We start from the raw sequence: 21,862 nt of genomic DNA on the forward strand, positions 1-21,862 counted from the left end.
TTTTCGTCAGTTTTCTTAAAAGTTCTTCCTGATTTTCAGTATATTCTTTCCATCTTTATACTCATATGTAATTTCATCCATACTCTTCTTCACGATATAGATTCCCAGACCGCCGATTCCCCGCTCGTCTGCAGACAGCGTGATATCCGGGTCTTCATTGGCTAACGGGTCGTAGGGAACGCCGTTATCCATAAAAGTGATTACTACCGCCATCGGATTGTCCATCACCTCCACTCTGACGGTGGCAAATCCGTTTTCAGGGTGGTACGCATAGTGGGCGATATTGCCGAACAGTTCGTCAATGGCAATATCAATCTGCATCTGGGCCTTCATGGAACATCCGAGGCTCTCTAACTGTTCATTTACAAAATCGGTTACCCGTTCAATATTCTCAATCGTTGCACTGATCGTCAATTCTTTCAAGATATGCCCTCCATCCGTGCCCTGTACTCCAGGCACAGCATCGTAATATCGTCAAACTGCACTGCACTCCCCACAAATGAATCAATATCTGCTTTTACCTCCGGAAGCAGCTCCATCGGCGCCTTATAGACATTCTTCCGCAAAGTCTCTTCCAGCCGTTTCATTCCATAGAGTTCATTTCTGCTGTTCATCGCCTCGGTAATTCCATCGGTATACTGGAATATCTTATCCCCCGGCTCTAACTGCATGGTTCCCGCTTTATATCGAATTCCTTCCATACCGGCAAGCACAAATCCGGCGCGTATCTTATAAGGCTCATAGAAACCGCCGCTTTTACAGATAAACGGAATTTCGTGTCCTGCATTGACGAATTGGAATTCTCCTGTTACCAAATCCAGCACACCCTCAAACGCAGTAATAAACAGCCCCTCGCTGTTCGCCTCACACAAAAGGTCGTTCACCTCTGTAAACACCTCGCCTAAATCCCGTCCCGGCTGGGTGTGGTCTTTGATCAGCGTCTTGCCGATTACCATAAACAGGGCAGCCGGCACACCCTTTCCCGACACATCCGCCATAACGATGGCGAGGTGCCTCTCATCCACCATAAAGAAATCGTAAAAATCTCCCCCCACTTCCTTAGCCGGGTTCATGGTGGCATAAATGTCAAACTCTCTCCGGTCCGGAAACGCCGGGAAAATGCAGGGGAGCATGGAGGACTGAATCTGAGTCGCCACATCCAGTTCCGCACCGATCCGCTCTCTCTCTGCGGTAACCACGGTCAGATTCTTAATATATTCCGAAAGCTCCACCGTCATAAACTGGAAGGCATCCGCCAGTTCTTCAAACTCATCCCCCGTCTTTACGCTGATCGAAAAGTTCTCCAGATCGTCCATGTCATTTTTAATCAGCGCAGAGGCGGCATCATGCAGCACCTCCGCAGGCCTGATGACAATGCGTCGAATGTAGTAGTAATATGCGATGATGGATACAAACATGGCAAGGCCTGCTATGGAAACGGCTGTCCATACAAACCGGTAGATATCCCGGTTAATCTTTTCCATGGAAATATCCACGCTGGAGAGCGCCACCGGCTCACCAGCCGAGTTAAAGATCGGAACATAGGCAGAGGCCAGATAACCGTATTCCTCATTTCGCGTAAACAGGATATTTCTCTTCGCATTTGCAGAGAACGCGGCATGCATAACCTCGTTGCCGCCGCCGTAATAGGAATCTGTATCCAACAGCCTGCGCACACCCTCTTCGCCTTCCTCCCCCACATCCCAGATGTATACCATGACATCCTCCTCGGGGACAACCACATAGAAGTATTTGAGCCCTATGGTCTGCTTTACGCGCAGGAGAGCCGCTGCGACTTTCTCGTAATACGCATCCTTTTCACCTGTGGCGTAATACTTTTCAACCATATCTCCATCAATCATCTCTGCCGCGATAGTGGCTTCATCGAAGGCCACCTTGCCATACTGTTCCTCCATCTGCCCCCGGTACACTACAACTACAACCGATGTAAGCGCCAGAACCAGAACCACTGCCATGAATACCAGCCCCATGATCAATTTAGGCTGCAGACGGAATTTCATTTTTTTACGTTTCATCCGGCATACCACACTTTCTCTCCCAAAGAATCAGACGAAGGTGCCCATCCGACACGCCAAACAATACCTGATCCTTCCTGACTGCGATTACATCCTGCTCCAGATTCGTCTCTCCCGTATCCAGTGCGCGCACGTAATACCAGGTTCCATGAATCTTCACCTGTGTCATCTGGTTATAGCAGCGAAAACACGCTTTTGCCTCCGATTTCGTCATATCGTGAGTAAGCGTAAGCTTCTCATCAGAGGGCCGCTTCCAGTAGGGATGCTTTTTCGGCTCCTCCTGCCTTTGGGCCGCCGCCCACCGGGGCTCGAAGTCAGCCATCAGTTTTTGTACCATCCGCTCTGCCTCCGATCTGCACCGCAGATAGACGTCTATACTGTCCATTCCCTCCGTGATTTCTACACTGGACTGGTCCAGAATATCGCCGCCATCCAGGGCAGCCGTCATCTTATGCATGGTGACACCGCTCTCCAAAAACCCCCGTTCCATGGCAGCTTCAATCGGATAGTAGCTCCTGCCCTCCGGCAGAAGAGAGCTGTGAAGATTAATGCCGCGAAAGGCAGTCACATCCTCCGGCACCGGAAGAATCCGGTTATATTCCGCGGAGAAAAAGAGTCCGCAGCCCTCCTCTGTGAACAGTCTTTTCGTTTCAGCCGCCGTCATGTCCTCGTAATGCACCGGTATGCCGTATTTTTCTGCTTCCTTCACGATACCGTACTCAGTAAAACAATCCTCATCATTGTGATACGTATACAGTGACAGAACCTGATGGTTTCGCACAAAGTAGGAAAAACACGGCAGAAAAACATCTGTTCCAAAATATACAATCTTCAACTTTCACACCTCTCTGCTATATCGTCAGAACAAGAGAGTTAAACCCCTGATACCGCTGATAATAAAAATCCTCCGCCTTCTCTTTCAAAACGAGGATTCCCATCGAATCCATGAAGACCTCATCCTCTGAATTCGCACGTTTCGTCTCCATCTCAAACGGGTTGAACTTCCATGCATTGTCTCTTAAATATAGTTTAAACTTTCCGTTTTCGGCAGCGATTACCGTGATTTGAATATACCCGTCATCACGGTCCTTCATGCCTTTTGTCAAAATCGCCATCCCCAGTTCCTCAACCGTCATTACCACAAAATACCTCTGCCCGGCGCTGGCATTCCATTTGACGCAAAAATCTTCAATCCGCCCGCATACCTCTGTCAAATCTGTCACACTTCCTGAGATGGTGTACTGGAATACCCGCTCCGGATCCCCGTCATCAACGATGTAATGACTGAATCTTCTCCACAGGAGGAAAATAAGCAGCGAGACGATCTCCGTCGCGGGAAACAGCAGCCAGAACTTCTCTATACCGCAGGACGCAAACAAAAGAGTGCAGGGAAGCAGCACCACGGCTCCTCTCATGGTTTCAATCAAAAATACCGCCTTCAGCCGCTCACAGGACTGGTAATAGTTACAGGTCAAGATACTGATTCCAGCAAAAAAGGCTCCTGCACAGTATATTCTCAGAGCTTCCGCCGCCATGGAGGCAAGCGCTACTTCCGTCATGCCAAACAGCCTGCAGAACGCATTCGGAAACACCATTACTGCTGCAATCAGAAGTGTGCCCACCGCGATGCCCGAGGCAAATCCCAGTCTCACCGCATTTCTGCGCCCGCTTACATTGTGTTCCCCGTAATAGGTAGAAAGGATTGGCTGCACGGCCCGGGCGGTTCCCTCATAGAGATAGAGAATCAGATAAGAGGTATTCTGTATCAGATCGAATACAGCCACACCGTTTTCCCCGGAAAGCCGCATCAGAACGTTGTTGCAGAGCCAGAAAAACACCATCTGATACAGATACTGCACCGAGGTGGCAAAGCCGGAACGCAGACTCTTCATCACATCCTTCACCGGAAGCCTTTTTAGCAGTTTGGGAGTCAGATGAGACTCCTTCCCATACAGCCCCGGCAGATAGACCACAATGGCAATTATCTGTCCGATGGAGGTCGACAGCGCCGCTCCCCCAGTCCCCAGTCCCAGCCCCAATACCAGAATGATATTTAAGCCAATATCCGTGATATTGCCGATGACGGAACCAATCCCAGCCCGCCTCTGACAACTGTCATTTCTCAAAAAATAATTAAGAATATTAGACAGATAAAACAGCGGCGTTGACAGAACCAGGATAAACAGATAGTCCTTCGTCGCATAAAACAGTTTCCCGTCTGAAGATGTAGTTCCCAGAAACGCAAGCAGCTGGTCAAGAAACAGAATCCCCAGCGCTGCCGTCACGATGCTGCACACCATCGCCAGCTCCAGCACTGCTGAAAAGTGACGGTTTGCCTCTGCTTCCTTCCCTTTGCTCAAAAGCGTTGAAAACCGCACAGAACCGCCGAGCCCGAATCCATGGGCCATCATGCAGTTAAACATGTATACCGGAAGAATCAGACTGATGGCGGCAAGCCCCGTTGCTCCCAGCTTCTGCCCCACTACAACGGCATCCGCCATATCGCTGAGTGCCCAGCCCACGGAGGAGAACATGGCCGGCCACCACAGTTTGAAATACATCGGCCCTGTAAATTTATCCTTATTCATGATGAAATCTCATCTCCATGCTTATGATTCCTGCTCGATCGTCAGGATATCGCTGAAACCGGTCAGTTCAAACACTTCCATAATTGTTTCATTGACATGGCGGACCACCATGCCCCCCCGCTTACCCATCATTTTCTGCGCATTTAAGATAACCCGAAGCCCTGCGGAAGAAAGATATTCAAGCTCCCGCATATCTAAAATAAGCCGGGTCACCTCCTCCATATCTTTTTTCAGTTCTGCCTCCATCTGCGGCGCGGTAGCCGTATCCAGCCTGCCCTGAAGGGACATCGTCACTGCTGTTCCATTTTTTTCCTTTATTATTTCCATACGTCTCTCTCCAATCCGTTATTTGACGCCAATGATTCTATTACGGCTTAGGGATACTAATCTTATACAGATGGGCCTGATAAATATCATCCGGCACAATGCTTCTGTACTCCTTCACTCCGTTCACCTCGGTCAGCGTATCCTCTTTGCTGAAGCCCAGGAGAACCAGGTCGTATCCCGTAACCTTTCCATTGGCTCTCTTCTCTTTCAGCCAGCCTCTGAAGTAGCTGCCTCCCATCTTTCCTCCTCTGTAATTCATTTCGTCGGTAATCCGTCTGACCACCTCCATTTTGGGTACAGAAGTCGAATAGGCTTTCGAGTACTTATACAACACTACCCCTTCCTGAAGGGAAATATTGAGAAAATATATGTCATTGTCATAGCGGTTTTTCTGAGGCAGAATAATCGTGTGCTCCTGGCTTAAAAACTCTGTGTCTGTCTTTAACTCTTCTGTCGCTTTGGCTTTTCCATAAAGCTCATCCATTTCGACATCTAAGTTTGTACTGACCTTTTCCTGGTCTTTTTTCTCAACTTTCTGACTGCTTGCATACTCGAGAAATGCTCTTTTATAATAAAATGAGTAGCTGGATACGTTATATACGGTATCTGCCGGTTTACCAAGAGAATTCATACAAACATACGTATTCCCCTTTGTAAAATTAACGGTGCTGCCCAGTCTGTCATCTGCCAGTGCGGTTCCACTGTACATAAGGTAGACGGAAGACCCTCCCGCGGCAGGCAGTTCAGTCCCTACCAGCTGGTTAATATCAACAATACATTTTTTCTTATAATCGGTATCCGCGTTTGCATAGACTGCCCCCTCTCCACCGCCCATACAGGAGTCTTCTACCAGACTGTAATTTTTAAAATCCTCAGTCTTATCAACCTTATTTGTCTCTATATCACCATTTTTGAAATTGAGCAGTGTGACATAGTTTCCATCCGTCATAGCCACCCTGGAGTGGCTGATGCGGTTTAGAATGTAGGGATTCTTTCCGCTGTCAATTTGCTGCACCACAGTCTTCTTGAGATAGACCGCTCTTGCCAGCAGTGCTGAATCGAGCTTAAGCACCGAGTTGTCTCCAATTCCCGGAGATAAGCCGATTTTCCATGCAGTCTCCTTAAGTTCCTTTTTGGCATCGTTTACTACCTTGTCATTGGCGCCCTGGTTTACCTGCTGAATCAGCTCCTGCATCCTGTCACACTGTTTTAAAAGAAATGACTGCTGATTATCAAAGGTCAAATCATCACGACGTTCCAGCTTAATCTGAGATTCCAGCTCCCCCAGCGATTTTCTGGCTTCTGCAAGAAGCTGGGACTGTTCTGTCATTACCTTCAAATGCTCCTTCATTGCAGTTACCTTATCCATATAAACGGTATAACCATCCCTGTATGGATCTTTCTTCACGGTTTGCCCATCTATCACTGCTTCTACGGCGGGATAGGTAACTGACTCTGCAAAGCCGGAAGCCTGTGCCAGATTTCTTTCCGTCTGTTCCAGCCAGTCTAAGAGTTCTCTGTTATTTAAAACTGCGGAAATATCTTTCAATGTCTCGCTGTCCGGCGCAGTTTCCAAAAGTGTCCGGCGAAGGAACTCTACAGCCGTTTTTGTTTCATCATCCATCTCCTGCTCTTTCAGCCATAAGTTATCCAGTGCCGCACTGTAATACGGCGTCAACGCACTGTTATATGCCTCTCTAAATGCCTCGAAGCTGGTATCAAGCTTACCTTGCGTCCTTTGAATCTCCTCATACAGCCCTGCGGCGCTCCGAAGTGCTTCCACCGCTTCCCCACTTAGTGTCATAACCATATTCTCCGGCTTATCCGGCTGAAACATCACGGTATCCCTGTATGTAATCTTCACCGACCGGGGAGCCGTTGTAATCTCCTGAAAGAGAGCGGTTATTTCCTGCTGCAGCTCCTCGATTTCTGCTTTTAACGCTTTCTCTTCTTCAGAGCTGTCACCTTCTCCTTTTTCTGCATTTGATGCGGTTGCCTGCTCCTTTAGGGCGCTGCTCTTTTCCTCTATCTCCTGCTGCAGCTCAAAAATCTTGTCCCATTTATCGAGAATCAGAGAAATATCCTCCACATTGCGCTCTGATACCTGGACGTCCGCTCCGGTTTTTACCTCCGTTTGAAACGACGTACGCCTGGCTGCAATCTCCTGCCGAATCCTCTCTCTCTCCTCTTTAAATGCCTGCAGCATATCCTGGTTATTGGTGATCTGAATCACGGAAATGTTGCTTTCCATATACTTATCTCTTGTAGCACCGAAAATAGCGGCAGCGACTGTATAAACCGCCGGATTCTCCGCATTCATCTTTTCATCCACACTGTAATCTGCGGTATCATCTGCATTGCTGTCCGGGCCTGCTTCCACGTTTTCCTCTGTACTTTTCTTTTCTTCTGTACGAAATTGAAAAACAGCCAGATATTGCTGATCGCCGTCATCATAGAGCTGATAAGTGTTCTTAGTCGGATATATCTCCATATCGGTCAGCGTTATCTCCTGATCCGCGGCCAGCTCCGAAGACACCTGCGAACGTTTTCCTGTAACTTTAAAATGATACGTTACTCCATGATATACAAAAGCGGCCTCGAAAGTCCGGCGGTTATCCGGATTCCAGCTGCCGGGCGTCATCTCATACCCATTCTTTTTGCCATACTCCTTCATGGCTTCGATCAGATATCGACTGTAATCGGGATACACCGTGATGTTAACAGTTTTGCCGCCATCGGACTCTGTTTTCGTTAAAGTCTCATCATACGTACGTTCCCACTCCGCTTTCATCTTTTCCTCATCCAGCTCTGCAATAAATTCATCCATAATTCGATAAAGCTGAGCCTCGACTCCATTATTCCTCGCTGTCTTTACATCTTCCGCATCAAGCTTATATGTGACATCATAGCTGACAATCTCATTGAAAAGGCCTCCTTTTCCTTTGGCCGCACTTTTAATTGCTCTGATATCAAAGGCCAGGGCAGATTCCTTATTCCCAATCCATTCTCCTGCATTCTTCGTTAACACCGGAGTATACGTCTTCCTGATCTCCTTTGTCACCGCCCCGTCTTTCGTCACATTGACCTCAACATCGCCATACTGGTAGAAAAGCAGCTCATCGTTATAGCAGATGACCAACTGCCCGTTATCCGCCAGCTTCACAATCAGGTTCTTATTTCCCACTCCCAGCTCCGAGACAACGGCTTTGTTGGCCGGAACATCGGTATCCCAGAAAATCGTGCTCTCTTTTAATACCTTTCCATCGTCATCCTTCCACCGGTAGGTTCCCACTGCACTGATCAGCTTTTTCTTATCATCGCTGACCGCCCCGCCGTATTCCTCCTTCACCTTAGAGTCCCGCTCTATCAGCTTCTCGTTTTCTTTCTTCACCTTTGTATCGATGCTGTAATCAACCGGTGCTACCTCCACCGCAGGCGCGCTGTAGTCCTCCCCGTCCTGGGCGAGCAGAGTGGTCTGATAGGCATAGACAAGGATATCGTTGTCCATATCGTAATCTACGATTTGAAAATTCTGGAAGTTTCTGGACCATTCCGGCTTTGCTGAAACAATCTCGCTGATCTGGCTGGAAAACGCCGGATTCCCCACGTAATCGGCCTGCATAAGCGACTGGATATGGCGGTCATAAGCAGCCTGGATGGAGGCAGGGTCCGACAAATCCACGCCGGACCCATCCACAATCATAAAATCATCTGGAAACGGCGGCGGCGGTGTGGCCATCCCAAACAGAGAACTGCAGCCTGTTAAAGAAAGTGCACATATCACAGCAGTCATCTGAACTGTTATTTTTTTCATGGAAACCTCCGCCTCCTTCCTGTTCCTCTACTTTTCGTCTTCTTTTATCGTCAGGATTCCTGAAAATCCGGTAATTTCAAAAATATCCTTTACCCCCTGGTTGCAGTGCAGAATCTCCATACTGCTTCCCGGAAGCTTATTGATCTCCTTCTGGGTCTTTAAAAACACACGCAGCGCTGCGCTGCAGATATAACTGGCCTGAGCCATCTCAACTTCTAAGGCAATACCTTCTCCAATGCAGTCAAGCAGTATCTTTTCCATCTCTGCGGCCGCATTGGTGTCAAATTTTCCAACTAATGTAACTACTTCTTTCTGTCCGTTTTTCTCTCTTAAAATCTCCATCTGCGTCCCCTCAGTCTTCGTATTTTAGCAAGTATGGCGCAGGGTTCCTGCGCCATACCTCTATTCTGCCCTTACTTACTTACTTACTTACCCAATTTACTAACAAATCGCTTACTCCGCCTAACAGAACCAGAAGTACAAAAATAAGGACAAAACCAATAATTCCGTTCTTTAAAGCAGCCTTTGCCTTCTCTCTTTCCTGAGGCTCTTCTGCCTTTGCAAACTTTGCGCCCAGAATTATACAGTAAATTGCTGCTAAGGCAATCACGACAGTTAACGCCGGCCCCTTTAAGGCATTAATGAAATCGACAATCGGTTTCACCGCCTGCGTAAAATCCGGTACCGTACCTGCCGTTGTACCTTCAGTTGAAGCTGCAAATATAAACCGCCCCTGCATCATTACCTTCGTGAATAAATTTTGAAACATACTTGTTCCTCCTCGTATTTTAAATTTTAATCTATGTGAACGAACCGCTTAAGCGTTCGCTACATGCTATCGAACCTGAATTTTCTTTTTTTGAACATGAATATACCAGATACATGCACCAATTGCCGCTGCTAAAGCAGCCCCAGCCAGAACCATTGCCCATGTCATATCCATGTCTATAACGACTCCGTACCTGCTCTGGTTTCCAGCCGCATCAACTGCCGTAATCTCATAAATCCCCGGCCGTTCCAGTTTAGAACCGTCTAAATTCCAGGAGAAGCTTCCGTCTGTCACCCTGATGGTAATGTCCGCCTCATCGGCATAGACGGAAATGCCTCCTTTCGAGTACCCGCCATCCTTTACACCATCGATCTCCAGGAACGGCGCCTTCGTATCCCGCACAAGGACAGATTCACAGACTGGCAGTCCTTCCTTTACCGGATTCCATAAAAAACGGTAGCTTCCATCTTCTTTCAGCCGCTGCCAGTCAGGCGAATCTCCAGGTACACGCTGTCCGTTTTTTTCCACATATCCAATCTGATATCCCTCCGGTGCATTGATATAATCCAGCCGGTTCTCTGCTTTTCCCGGAATAAAAAAATAAAAACAGCTCTGATAGACATTGTCATCTTCATATAAAGTAAACTCCGGCATTGCCGCCTCGCCATAAAGCTGGTCTATCGTCGGTTCCGGAACGTCTTCTGCCAGAATCTCCGGAAGTGCCATCGCTTTCAGACAGTAGTAGCCCGGCTCAGTAATAATCTGCCCTGACTCGTATGCCATCGCCTCCCCATCCCGGGTCAGCGTATAAATCAGTTCCCCAGTGTCAAACTCCATCACTACACTGCGGCTGGTTATCATACGGTTCGGAACGTTTGTCCGGAACGTTTTTTTATTCGCAAAGGTCTGTGTATACATCTTAGCTGCAGAATCATAGCCCTGAACGAGATGATCCTGTACTGCAGAGGACGAAACCGTTTCTGTCTGTGCAAAAGCGTTGAAGGCTGTCAGCAGACTGAACACGGAAACAAAAAAAATGCCCCGCCCTTTCATAAAGTTCGTCCTTCTATCTGATTCTGCTTTTCCAACCCTTTTTCCATACTCTTCTTAGAAACAGCATTCCCGGTACCGATCCCCTCCATGGCCATCAGTTCTTCAAAGGTAACCGCTCTGCGATAAGACTCTTCCGCCCGTTTCACCGAGCTCTCATAACCTCCGGCACGCCGGGCCTTTTCCACCTTCATCTGCCGAAGTTCTCTCTCCCAGTTTTTTCGATTCTCCGGATCGTCAAAATAAGCCATTGTCTGTCACTCTCCCTTTTTTCTGCCTGCTGCCAAACGTATCAAATCCATACTGCTGCTGTATAAATATCTGGACAGGACTGGCTGATCCTTCAGTTGAGAGATCAGATAACCGCTGCCGCTGTGTTCCTCCATAAATACCTCTCCATCCGATCCCTCCAGCATAATTCCATCCAGTACGCCGTTTACCAGATCCTGCTCCATGGAATTTCTGTTCTGATAACTGTTTAGCTGTAATCCTCCGGACAGAACCAGCTGACTTTCCGGAAATCCAGCCGGATAACCGATCTTCTTTCCCTCCAGTTCCTTACTGTACCGGTATGGCTGATTCCCAATCACCACAGCGTTAGCAGGCTCTCCTACAGCCAGTGACCAGATACCAATCTTTATTCTCTCTTCGCGCTCCGGCAAGCCAATTCCCGCATCACAGTTGCCCTGAGAAATCTCATCAAACAACCGGTCTTCTGCCACAGAGACGATCTCCACCGGTCGGTTCCAGGCTTTGGACAGTTCTTCCGTCAGCCCGGACAGATTCTCTCCGCCGCTCTCCACGGCCAGCCGTATCACCTGACTTTCCGTCTCCTGACGCATACACCCGCACATGGAGAGAACCAGGAGCGCCAAAGCTGTTATCATTCTCCATTTGAGTTTCATGAAGCCTCCCTCTATTCAAACATACGCACCATGCTGTCGTCAGCCGTAATCTCAATGCTGCTCCTGCTGGCCGGTGACGTTACTACAAACGCATGTCCGCGGCCATTATTCACGATTTCATCCTGCTCTGTTTCGTTGATCTCTCCTGCTTTTTCATACAGACGGCATAAGTCGTGCATGTCATTCGGTGCCATCGGGAAGATAAAGGAATACTGACTGGCATTAATAATTGCCGTAGACTTTCTTGCCAGTTCTTCCGTTCCCACAAAATCCTTTACATTCTGTGTGATGACCACCTGCATACCGTTATACTTACGGATTCGTTTTGCAAGCTGGAACATGAAATCCAGTGCTATTGGATATTTCTCATCGATAAACACGTGAGCTTCATCCACAACTACAATAATTTTCCGGCTGGCATGGTACTTCTCATTGTAATCCCTGTTCTTGATGATCTCATTATCAAGCCATTTCAGAATCAGCAGCATCTGAGCGTTGGCCACGGTGTTGTTCTTATTGGCCAGAAGGGACTGGAAATTAAATACCGTGAAGTTTTCCTTCACATCCAGGGTAGAAGGACCGTTCCATAAATGAGAGTTTCTTCCTCCTGTGGAAAACTTCGAAATATAGCTGATTAACACTCTTAAGTGGTTTTTCATATAATCACTGTCTGATGCCTGATAGTCTGTCAGAAGCTTATCGTATAAATCATCAAAGGTAGGGTAATCCTCCGGCCCAAGGAGATTTAAATTGGTAGTCTCGTCAATCCCCTTTTCATCGTAGACTCGAATCACGATATTATTTAAAAATTCCATGGAATCCGTATCGATTCCGGGAAGAATCTGTTTAAAATACTCCTCCAGGAACTGAAGATGGACTGCATAGCTTACATTGTTTTCTTCTTCCCCACTCTCATCATCGTTCAGGGCCGTGATAATGTGGAAGGGATTGATGCGGCCCTGTGTGGCGCTTCCCACGTCAATCCAGTTACCGTGAAGGCTCTTGGCCAGAGCCGTATACTCATTTTCCGGATCCAGAATAAAAATCTTGCTGTTTTCCGCCGCCAGATTGGTCAGCATCATCTTCGTGGCAAAGGATTTTCCGCCTCCGGATTTACCTATGACGACCATATTACTGTTCACGCGGTTTCTGTCACGGACGAAAAAGTCAATAAACACGGGAAGTCCGGCAGAATGACCAATGCGGAAGCCTCCTTTGTCATGGATATGGCTGTACACGAACGGAAAAACGGCTGCTACTGAGTTGGAGTGTATACCTCTGGCCTTTTTAGCAAAAGGATCATATCTGGATACCTGGGAACCCACGAACATCTCAAACTGACGAAGGAACATATCGCTGGTACGAAAGGACTGTTCCGCCAAAAGCCGCTTGACACGCCGTTTCATATCGCTGACCTGAACTGGCTCTCCCTCTGTTTTATTCTTCCCAAGCCGCCTCTCTGTTTCCTCATAATCATAGAGCGTCATATAGATGCTGACGTTAAATAACTGTTCATTATCACTCTGAAGCATCAAAAGCAAGTTCTGCAGCGTTTCAATATGACCAGCCAGCTCGATTAAACGGCTCTCTTTGTTCGTATTCGCTTCCTGCCCCCTTAACTCGTCAATTGAGCGATCAATATTACGCACGGCCTTAAAACGGTCTACAGGAGTCAGCTTCATGATTACCTTCGTATTTTCCATATTAAAAATACTGTGTCCCCAGGCATTGCCGACCTCTGTGGGATAATTGACGATCTTTAAGTTGTGGGTGACCACATCGTCGATCTTTACCGTGCGCGTCCCGAATTCCACACATTCCGGCATGATCCACGCCTTATACTCCTCCGGCTTCAGCGTCTCGATCTCCCGCTCATCGAAATCTCTCGTCATATTGTATTTTAAAAATACCGCAAGCTCTTTTTCATCTAACAGCTTTACGGGAAGGCCGCCGCCATCCAGCGTCTGAAGGACCGACCTGGTCATATCACTTAGGGATTTGCTGTTTTTATCGTATAGAACCAGGTAGTGGAACGAGTCGTAGACCTTATCGTCAAAATTGATTCGTTCGATCTCCATAATCCGGTCATAGATAATCTCGACTCTCGTCGTCAGCTCTTCCTCATTAATGATATCGTTATAAAATGCTTCCTTTAAGCTCTCCATCTTCTGGAATTCATACTGGATGGTCTCATCATAGAGAATCGGCCGCTCCACCTTCACGATGGAGGCGCCCCGGTTACTTCCGGTAACCATGCGGAGCGCAGCGCCAAACACCCTCTCTATCATATAATCCTGGCGTTTTTCCGCCATGAAGCGGAATTCCACCGGCGATATCCCGATCACGGAGGCAACGTAGCTGTCGCCGTACAGGATTTCATTTCCCTTAATTCCCGTAAACGCCATGACATCCTCTACGTTTACGCTCTTTCCTGATTTTTTCTTCGCCTTTCCTTTGGCCTCTGCCGTCTCCTGGCCGCTCTCCTTTTCCGTATTTCTCTTTACCACCTTCGGATGGGCAAAATAGCGGAGAATGTAGAGAACAGCCTCATAGTTTTTATCTTCGTCAATGGGAACCAAAAGGACGCCGAAGATAATAATGAGCACCATAGTCAGGGGAAGCTTAAAGGGAAGCGATGACATCACAACCATGGCCACCAGAAAGACGCCGATCATACCTATTATCAGGTCAATGATATCGACACCTTTAAAGAACTCGATGGACACTTTTGTTTTTTTCGGTATAATTCTCATGGTTTCACCTCTTTTTTATCCTTTACATTACGTATCGCTTCCCGGCAAATCGGATTTATCCTTTTGTTTCGACGATTCCGATGTTTTGGGTGGTTCCGGCGGTATCGATGCTTCCGACGGTTTTGGTGCTTCCGACGGTTTCAGAGTTTCCGATGGTTTCGACGGTTTTAATGGTTCCGATGTTTTAGGCCGTTCCGGTGGTATCGACGATTCCGATGGTTTGGTCGGTTCCGACGTTTTGGGCGGTTCCGACACTTTGGGCGGTTCCGGCGGTATCGGAGTTTCCGATGCTTCCAGCGTTTCCGATGGTTTCGACGCTTCTGACGTTTTTGGTGGTTCCGGCGGTATCGAAGATTCCGACGGTTTCGACGTCTCCGATGGTTCCGGCGCTTCCGACGGTTTCGACGGAGCCGATGCTTTCGGCGGTATCGGCGGTTTTGGCGGTCCCGGTGGTTTCGGCGGTCCCGGTGGTTTCGGTGATTCTCCACCGCCTACGGACAGCCCGCCTTTACGGAGCCCCTCGATAATTGGATTTTTAGCTGTCTTCTTATCGTAACTGCTTCTAATGGACTTAAGCTGATACCCAAAGCCTTCCTCAATGCTGCTCATTTCATTGTTCTTTCTCAGATCTGACATCTCGGATCTCTCATCCAGGTCACGCTGCAGATTATGAATCTTCTGCCCCACTTTCTTCGAGCCGTGCTCCAGATTATATATAATACCGGATTTTCCTCTTACTTTGTTAAGCTGCTTCTTGATATCCTTCATCTGTTCGCCGCCCTTTAACTGGAACTTCCCATTGCTGACCACCTTCCCGGTGCGGTCTCTGGAAGCAGTTCCCAGTCCGGCCTTCTCAGCCCGGACCAGAGAACGCGCATGGCGGCTTTCATTCAGTGAGCGAAGCCTGGAAGCGCCCTGTATATCGCCTCTGGCCTGCATGGCCGAGGCTGCCTGCTCATTCCTCTTATACTCCCTCTCCCCTTTTATGAACGCCTTGCCTTCCCTCTTCATCGTGCGCTGTTCCTTACCGGCCGACCATTTGGCCGCGCCGCCCCGCACCATACGGGTTCCGCCCAGCAGGGCGCCTGCCATCATGGCCGATGTCTGCTGGCTGGCGGCCTGTTCCGCCGAGCCGGTCTGGGCATCGACGATGGAGGTCAGAAGTGAGCCGCCGTTTTTTACTGCCATAATAGACCCGAGGATAAAGAGAAGCTTCGTAAGCGCCGTGTAGGCCTGCTGAGCTGCATTCCCCGACTCGGCGACTCCTGCCGATAAGATGATCGTATCACTGGTAATTAAGGGCACCAGGATCAGGAAGAGATTGAGCAGTATCAGCGTCCCCATCCCGGTAATCGCTTTTCCGATAAAGGTATTTTTCCATCTTTGGAATTTCTCTCCTCCATCTAGCGTCATGGTGGCCACAAAGAAGGGCGATGCCAGATACAGAAGAATCATCTCAAACATTCTCTGTATAAATACAAAGCTGATGCTGCACAGATTCCAGATCATAAAGAGAGAGCAGAGATAGGCCGTGATGTAGTCCACCTTTGCAAGGTCCAGCACCTTCTTCGTATTGGCGATGTCGGTCCACAGACCGCCAGATAAATCACCTATCCCCTTTCCCGTCTTAAATGCCCCCATGGCGCATGTCCTGAACAACTCATCCGCTATGGTCACGGCGCTGCCTCCCGGGGCGGTCACCTGGCTGGTCACCTGAATCAGCAGGCTGCTGAGCTGAAATCCCGCCACACACATGACCGGAACCAGGAGAAATGATATGACAGCCTTCAGACAGTAGTTCAGCACAACGCCGATGGGCCTTCTGTTGTCTGTCTCCAAATCAAAGATTGAACGGCTCAGCGAGATAAACGCAAACACAAACGCAAACAGTACCGCTATATAAGTCATATATTTGATAGCCCGGCCTACTGTTCCTTCTCCAAAGATCAGGATATTAATCAGGGACCACTGCTTTCCTTCATAGGTCACATACTCAGCTCCAGAAAAAATCTTGGCCGCCCGTTCAATCGTATCGATGAGATACAGAAGCTTCTGAAAAATATAGAAAAACGCATCGGCCATGGCGCTTTTTACCGCATCGACGATAGCGTTGGCCACCGGATTGAGCACCGCCTCAAAAATCGGCCCGAAAATAGTCTTAAAGAGCCAGGAAATCGCCTTGGAAATCCCGCTGAACACCCACTCGGCAATTTTGTCGAAGATGCCTAAATACGTATACATATACTGACTGGTTCCCATAGATCTCCTCCTCTCTCTTATTTTTTGCCGCGGAATGCATGGCTTCCGCTGGCTGCCACGCTTCGCGCCGTCATGGCGATGGCCGTCAGACTGCCCATCGCCGACTCGGATGACTGGGCCGCCTGCGGATTGATCACCTGCAGGAGAATGCCGGAGCCCTTCTTTACCGCAATACAGCTTCCCAATACCAGAAGCAGACGAATCATCGCATTGACCGTGCTGTTCTTGCTGTATTCAATATCTCCCATAAAGATGGGAAGGAAGATCATAAACAGCCGCATAATCACCACGATCCCGTAGCTGGCAAGACATTTCGCTATAAACATCTCCCGCCATGCGCTAAACCGGCTCCCGCCGTCAAGCGGCATGGAGGCTACGAAAAACGGCGATATGATATACAGCAGCACCACCTCAAAAAATCGCTGTATAAACAGGAAAACGGCGCTGAACATGACAAATACCATAAAAATACAGCACAGATATCCGCTTACGTAATCTACCTTCGTCGCGTCAAAATCGTTTTTCAGCGCATTGTCATCCGTGTATTTTGCCGCCCCCGTGTAATAGCTCTTCCACGGGTCGGCATTCAGGGGGTCGTGGATGGTAGCCGTCGTATTCTTTGCAGCGCTTAACGTCGTTGAAATAAAGATCACGTTAGCCACCCGGATTCCGTCAGACTTAATCTCGGAAGGGTTATCCATGGACGCCACCTGGATACTCTTATCCACCACAGTCAAAAGGTTGTTGGTCAGGCCTATGGTTGCAATCACCAACACCTGCACAAGGATATACGTAAGCAGCGCCTTCCATAGATCATGAAGGACATCCCGCACTTTTCTGCCCGTATCCGTATAGTTTGCCGCCGCCTGAGCACAGGCGATAACTGTAAAAATGGTACAAAGACTCAGGCTGACTATGAATATCCCTGTAAAGGCCTTCTTAACCGGACCGTAGTTGATAAAGAAATTCAGCATATAGTCTTCCAGTGCAAAACCTCCCTGAGGGGAATAGACCTTCCTCGCACCGGACAGAAAATCAAAAATCGTCTGTGAGAAATCTACCATGGACAAAAGCGATGTATAGATAGCATAAAATACCCCGGCCAGCATCTTTACGATCATGTCGCCAAGGAAATCCAAAAATCCCGTAAAGATGGGATCCAGAATCTTGACAATCGCGTCAATGATCGGCTTCAGCAGATGATCTCCGAGCCACTTTATGAAATTAAATCCGAGAGGTATCATATACACTCTGTCCATCTGCATGTCATCTCCCTTTCCTGTCTGCTTATCGTACCTTCATCTGATCTCTGTTTACCGAATAAAATATAATCAGTATTCCGACTATGATCGCCAATATCACCAGCAGGATATAGGAGAACATATTGAGGTGAACTCCCGCCTTAATCTGATAGACACTGGTATTGCCCGCGGCATCCACAGCCGTAACCGTATACGTTCCCGAGCCCTTCACTGTGTTGCCCAGCGTGTTGACCGCCTTATTCCCCTTTTTAATGGAAATCGATACATTCTCCTCATCACAGGAATAGGAAAATGAGCCTTTTTTTGCCTTGCCCTTATCGTCCACGCCTTCAAAGGTGACGACAGGTGCCTCAGTGTCCTGAATGATTACAGTAAACAACTCCGGCAGCCCTGCTTCCTTCCCTTTCAAAATAAAGCTGTATGTTCCATCCCCGGTAAGGGAGTAAGAGGCTTGTTCCAGAGTCTCACTCGATTCGCCAAGTTTGTCTGTTAGATTCACACTTGCAATCAAATACCCATCGGGTGCCGTGAAAGCCGTCACATCATTCACCGCATGAAGAATGATCCTGAAGTTCCATGTCACAGTCTCTCCCCCTGCCGTCTCAACGGTAAGAGCGTAAGACCCATGGTCCCCTATGGTTGAGCCGGATTCATACTCCATTGACGGGCCATCCTCCATCGTCAATACTGCAGTCGCCTGCTCCGGGAGCTCTGCCCGGACAGCATCGTTCACCACAGCGTTCTGCGGAACATTGATGTAAAAGCTGGTTCCATCGGTAAACTGATGCAGGAACATCCCACGGTCTGCATCATAGCTTTCACTTCCCGTACGTTCCGATTCACCAGAAAGCGATTCCGTTATCTCTTCCGGCATGTCAATGTCTGATTCCACCGGGGAAACTTCCTCTCCCTCCGCCGGTGCCGACATATTCTCCTCTTCAGGCAGCGCTGCCCCAAGGCTTCTCTGAATGCGGAAGCGGAAAGTGCTGGTCAGCGTATGTACGACGCCGTCTTCCCTGTAACCGGTAGACAGATTCAACAGATATGTTCCCTCTTCATTAATCGGAACCTTGCTCTCAAACGCTACAGGCTTGCCATCCTTCATCATGACAACAGATATATTAGACGGAATATCCAGATAGACGTTGCCGCCTGTAATACTGCCGCCTGCAGTATTCGTATAGAAAACGGTTCCGTTAGAAAACGCCTCCTCGTATAAGTCCGCATTTTCGTGGTATATCTCACTCAGCGTCTCCGCTGTCTCCAGATTTTCTTTTTCATCTCCCTGCCCGCCTGAACCAAAGAGACTGGAAAAAGCCGCTGCTGCCTCCGACTCCGGCTGGGGAATCGTAAAGGAAATCGTTGTTTCGTACCAGACCGGGCACGCATTGTCCGGTCCATAGCTCTCCGCCCATGCTTTGAGCTGATACTGTCCCGGAGCCGTTATCTCCACCTGATTAATCAGAGAAACCGCCGCCCCATCTCTGGTCAGGGATGCACCTACATTTCCCGGGATATAAAAGGTGGCAGAGGACACAGTGCTGTTATTCTGTGAAAGTGAGGAAAACACACTTTTATAGTTAGGCATAGCAAAACGATACCAGCCATCTCTTCCCGCCACACTCGTCACCTCTGTACCGCATACGATCTTCGGATGAGAGTATTCTTCGGTATTGACAGCACCCCTGGGCTGTCCTAAGAGCCGGAATGAAAATACGGCGGTCTCATAGATGGATTTTCCCACCTGCTGGGCCTCCACCGTAAGAATATAGTAACCCGGATCGTAGAGATAACCGTTCGCGGGAATGGCAATACTTACGCCGTCGCGTTCCAGCTTTCCGCGGATGCTTCCGCCAAGGGAAATGTAGGCCGCGTCATACATCTGTCCCCCATTAGGAATATTCGTAACAAAACGGCGTCCTCCTGCAAACTGCTCTTCATAAAGCCCCATTTCCTGGTTATACGTCTCTGTCAGCGTTACCGTGGACTTTCCCGGTCCCTTTTCATCGGAAACGATTCTCTCCGCTCCATACGCAATCCGTCCAAAACCGGTGTACACCATCAGACAGACGATGAAAGCTATCACGCTTCTTCTCTTCATGCCTCTTTCTCCCTTCCTTCTTCCGTATTCAGCACACTTCGGTTCCTCTCTCCAAGGTCGTAATAAACCTCGTCGCCAAAGAAAACATTTCTCCGCGCCTCGGTTAAATCCATCGCTCCAATTTTATAAAGCGGGCACTGATAACTGGGCGTAAACTGAGTTTTTAACGGATAATTTCCAAAGGTTACGATAATGGAATTCCCGGTACTCTGCTTGTTGTTCAGTTTCTGCAGCTCTGAAGGATAGATAAGCGGTCTCGTCTGAAGCTGGCTGGATACAGAGATATCTTTATCCTGGCCGCCATTGGAGACACTGGCCGTCGTAACCGTCATATTGCCGCAGAGCTCTGAAAATTCCTTACACGTCTCAATATCATTGGAACCGATAAACATCTTCATTCCGCAGTTGCTCTTAATGATATTGGCTACCGTATCCCCGTAGACATTGTTTAACTGGGCATAGGACTGAACAACCATGTTAAACCAGATCTTACGGCTTCGCCCTACGGTGATCATCTTGTCAAACTTATTAATCTGAGGCATGTTTCCAAACTCATCCAGTATAAAATAGACGTTTCTCGGAAGAGATAAGTCCTCTCTGGCCGATGCCTTTTTAATCAGCGCTTTGTAGATGCAGAGAATAAACATGGAAGCCAGTCCGTGTCTCGTATCCTTTTCATCCGGGATCTTTAAGAACAGAGCCGTCTTCTCATCTGCAAAGCAGTTGGGGTCAATGTCAGTATTGCTGGTCAGAGCGCAGAGCCCTTCGTCATTAAACATGTTCAGCTTATCAAAAGCGATGGACATGTAGCTGGACAGGGTGCTGTCGGCTGCCGACAGAACCTGGCGGCTTAATGTCACACATCTGGACGTCATGGGGCGTCCAGCGAAATAATTCTTCAGTTCTTCAAAATTGTTCTCAGAATTGGACATGGCCTTGTTCAGATTATAGAAATTAAACTTATCCTTCGTCATTCCCAGTTCCGGATTCTCACTGTCCTCCAGCATGGCTAAAAGCGTAGCCATTACAATGGAACGCGCGCCTTTTTCCCACATCGGATCGTCTTTTGACTCGATGGGACAAAGCACTCCAACCAGATCGTTTAAATCCTCGTATAACTCATCGTAAATTTTCTGTTTTTTAATCTTAACAACGGTAATCAGCTCCCTGCGGTCCGCATACCCCTGTCCCTGGTACTCGTACCACTCCTCACCGAATTTTTCCAAATCATCCTGAAGCTCCAGACCTGAATTTTCCGGTGCATCGTTCCTTATGTAAATTCCTTTTCCGGCCTCAATGTAGAGCTGGTACCGGTCGTAGATATCGCCCAGCGGATTCCAGCGATAGGATTCATATGTATCACGAAGGTCCAAAACCATGACTTGATAGCCCCGTTCTTTCAAGAAGCCAGAATGGAGCTGGAACAACTCACCCTTAGGATCCGTCATGATCATGGACGATCCTGCATCGGATGCACCCAGGATCTGAATCATGGGATTGATAAAGGTAGTCGTCTTACCGCTTCCGGTAGAACCAATGATTAACGCGTGCATGGGAGAAGCCAGATTCACCTGCAGACCTTTCTTCTTATCATATACAGCCCGTACCGGAACCCCATCCTTTTTCTTTTCAGCGGACTGAGCAAAACCGTATCCGGGGAATATCTCATTTCGTTCCTTATCCGTCATAAAGCGGGAATTCTCCAGAACTGATTCGACTCCCTTTGCTTTCCCCTTCAGCATCCTCTTTGCTTTTTTACTGTTTTGATTGGAAAATACCTGATATAGCAGAATTGCTGCAAGCGTTAACCCAAACCCGTACTTGTAGGTATCGGCCTCAGCGAAATAAGACCAGGAAAAAAACGGAACCGTCTCCCCATTCATACCAGCCATCAAATAAACGATCATACCCTCGATCGCAATCCCGACCGCCAGCGAAACACAGATAAACAGTCCCCCATAAATCAATATTTTTTTAATAATTCCTTTGACTTCCATA

At 48.2% G+C, this 21,862-nt stretch carries 16 protein-coding genes; all 16 read right to left on the minus strand.

Annotated elements, in window-relative coordinates:
• Window positions 1-15 precede the first annotated feature (15 nt).
• Entirely contained in the window at window positions 16-423 is a 408-nt protein-coding gene (locus NE473_RS25750) for an ATP-binding protein (protein WP_006776989.1), read from the minus strand.
• Window positions 420-2,036 carry a SpoIIE family protein phosphatase gene (locus NE473_RS25755; protein WP_055652154.1) on the minus strand — a complete coding sequence of 539 codons (1,617 nt, stop codon included), beginning with the start codon at window positions 2,034-2,036 and terminating at the stop codon, window positions 420-422. Before NE473_RS25755 ends, NE473_RS25750 begins: the two co-directional genes overlap by 4 nt.
• Window positions 2,026-2,871: a formyltransferase family protein gene (locus NE473_RS25760; RefSeq protein WP_055652144.1), complete on the minus strand. Its 846-nt coding sequence runs from the start codon at window positions 2,869-2,871 to the stop codon at window positions 2,026-2,028. Before NE473_RS25760 ends, NE473_RS25755 begins: the two co-directional genes overlap by 11 nt.
• A gap of 16 nt (window positions 2,872-2,887) precedes the next feature.
• A complete protein-coding gene (locus tag NE473_RS25765) occupies window positions 2,888-4,624 on the minus strand; it encodes an MATE family efflux transporter (protein WP_242866260.1) in 1,737 nt (578 codons plus the stop codon).
• Between the two features lie 21 nt (window positions 4,625-4,645).
• Window positions 4,646-4,951, minus strand: coding sequence for an STAS domain-containing protein (locus tag NE473_RS25770; RefSeq protein WP_006776994.1), 306 nt, complete (start codon window positions 4,949-4,951; stop codon window positions 4,646-4,648).
• 40 nt (window positions 4,952-4,991) lie between these two features.
• Window positions 4,992-8,765, minus strand: a complete 3,774-nt coding sequence (locus NE473_RS25775; RefSeq protein ID WP_055652142.1) for a hypothetical protein — start codon at window positions 8,763-8,765, stop codon at window positions 4,992-4,994.
• Window positions 8,766-8,792: 27 nt separating this feature from the next.
• Window positions 8,793-9,107, minus strand: a complete 315-nt coding sequence (locus tag NE473_RS25780; RefSeq protein ID WP_022033465.1) for an STAS domain-containing protein — start codon at window positions 9,105-9,107, stop codon at window positions 8,793-8,795.
• Window positions 9,108-9,186: 79 nt separating this feature from the next.
• On the minus strand, window positions 9,187-9,534 hold the full coding sequence (locus NE473_RS25785) for an Mbov_0395 family pilin-like conjugal transfer protein (RefSeq protein WP_242866259.1): 348 nt from the start codon (window positions 9,532-9,534) through the stop codon (window positions 9,187-9,189).
• A 66-nt stretch (window positions 9,535-9,600) separates the two neighbouring features.
• The gene (locus tag NE473_RS25790; protein WP_022033463.1) at window positions 9,601-10,587 is read right to left on the minus strand and encodes a hypothetical protein; all 987 of its coding nucleotides are present in this window, start codon (window positions 10,585-10,587) and stop codon (window positions 9,601-9,603) included.
• Window positions 10,584-10,835, minus strand: coding sequence for a hypothetical protein (locus NE473_RS25795; RefSeq protein WP_006777416.1), 252 nt, complete (start codon window positions 10,833-10,835; stop codon window positions 10,584-10,586). Before NE473_RS25795 ends, NE473_RS25790 begins: the two co-directional genes overlap by 4 nt.
• A gap of 6 nt (window positions 10,836-10,841) precedes the next feature.
• Complete coding sequence (locus NE473_RS25800; RefSeq protein ID WP_006777417.1) at window positions 10,842-11,489, minus strand: substrate-binding periplasmic protein; 648 nt, start codon at window positions 11,487-11,489, stop codon at window positions 10,842-10,844.
• Between the two features lie 11 nt (window positions 11,490-11,500).
• Window positions 11,501-14,242, minus strand: a complete 2,742-nt coding sequence (locus NE473_RS25805; RefSeq protein WP_172682310.1) for a VirB4 family type IV secretion system protein — start codon at window positions 14,240-14,242, stop codon at window positions 11,501-11,503.
• Window positions 14,243-14,269: 27 nt separating this feature from the next.
• Window positions 14,270-16,501, minus strand: coding sequence for an Mbov_0396 family ICE element transmembrane protein (locus NE473_RS25810; RefSeq protein WP_055652141.1), 2,232 nt, complete (start codon window positions 16,499-16,501; stop codon window positions 14,270-14,272).
• Between the two features lie 17 nt (window positions 16,502-16,518).
• A complete protein-coding gene (locus tag NE473_RS25815; protein WP_138314213.1) occupies window positions 16,519-17,760 on the minus strand; it encodes an Mbov_0396 family ICE element transmembrane protein in 1,242 nt (413 codons plus the stop codon).
• A 28-nt stretch (window positions 17,761-17,788) separates the two neighbouring features.
• Window positions 17,789-19,864, minus strand: coding sequence for a hypothetical protein (locus tag NE473_RS25820; RefSeq protein ID WP_055652140.1), 2,076 nt, complete (start codon window positions 19,862-19,864; stop codon window positions 17,789-17,791).
• Window positions 19,861-21,861 (minus strand): type IV secretory system conjugative DNA transfer family protein, encoded by a 2,001-nt coding sequence (locus tag NE473_RS25825; RefSeq protein ID WP_081035036.1) that lies wholly within the window; start codon window positions 21,859-21,861, stop codon window positions 19,861-19,863. Before NE473_RS25825 ends, NE473_RS25820 begins: the two co-directional genes overlap by 4 nt.
• Between the last annotated feature and the right edge of the window lies 1 nt (window position 21,862).

Source organism: Hungatella sp. SL.1.14, assembly GCF_024460495.1.
GTDB classification, from domain to species: Bacteria; Bacillota; Clostridia; order Lachnospirales; family Lachnospiraceae; genus Hungatella; species Hungatella hathewayi.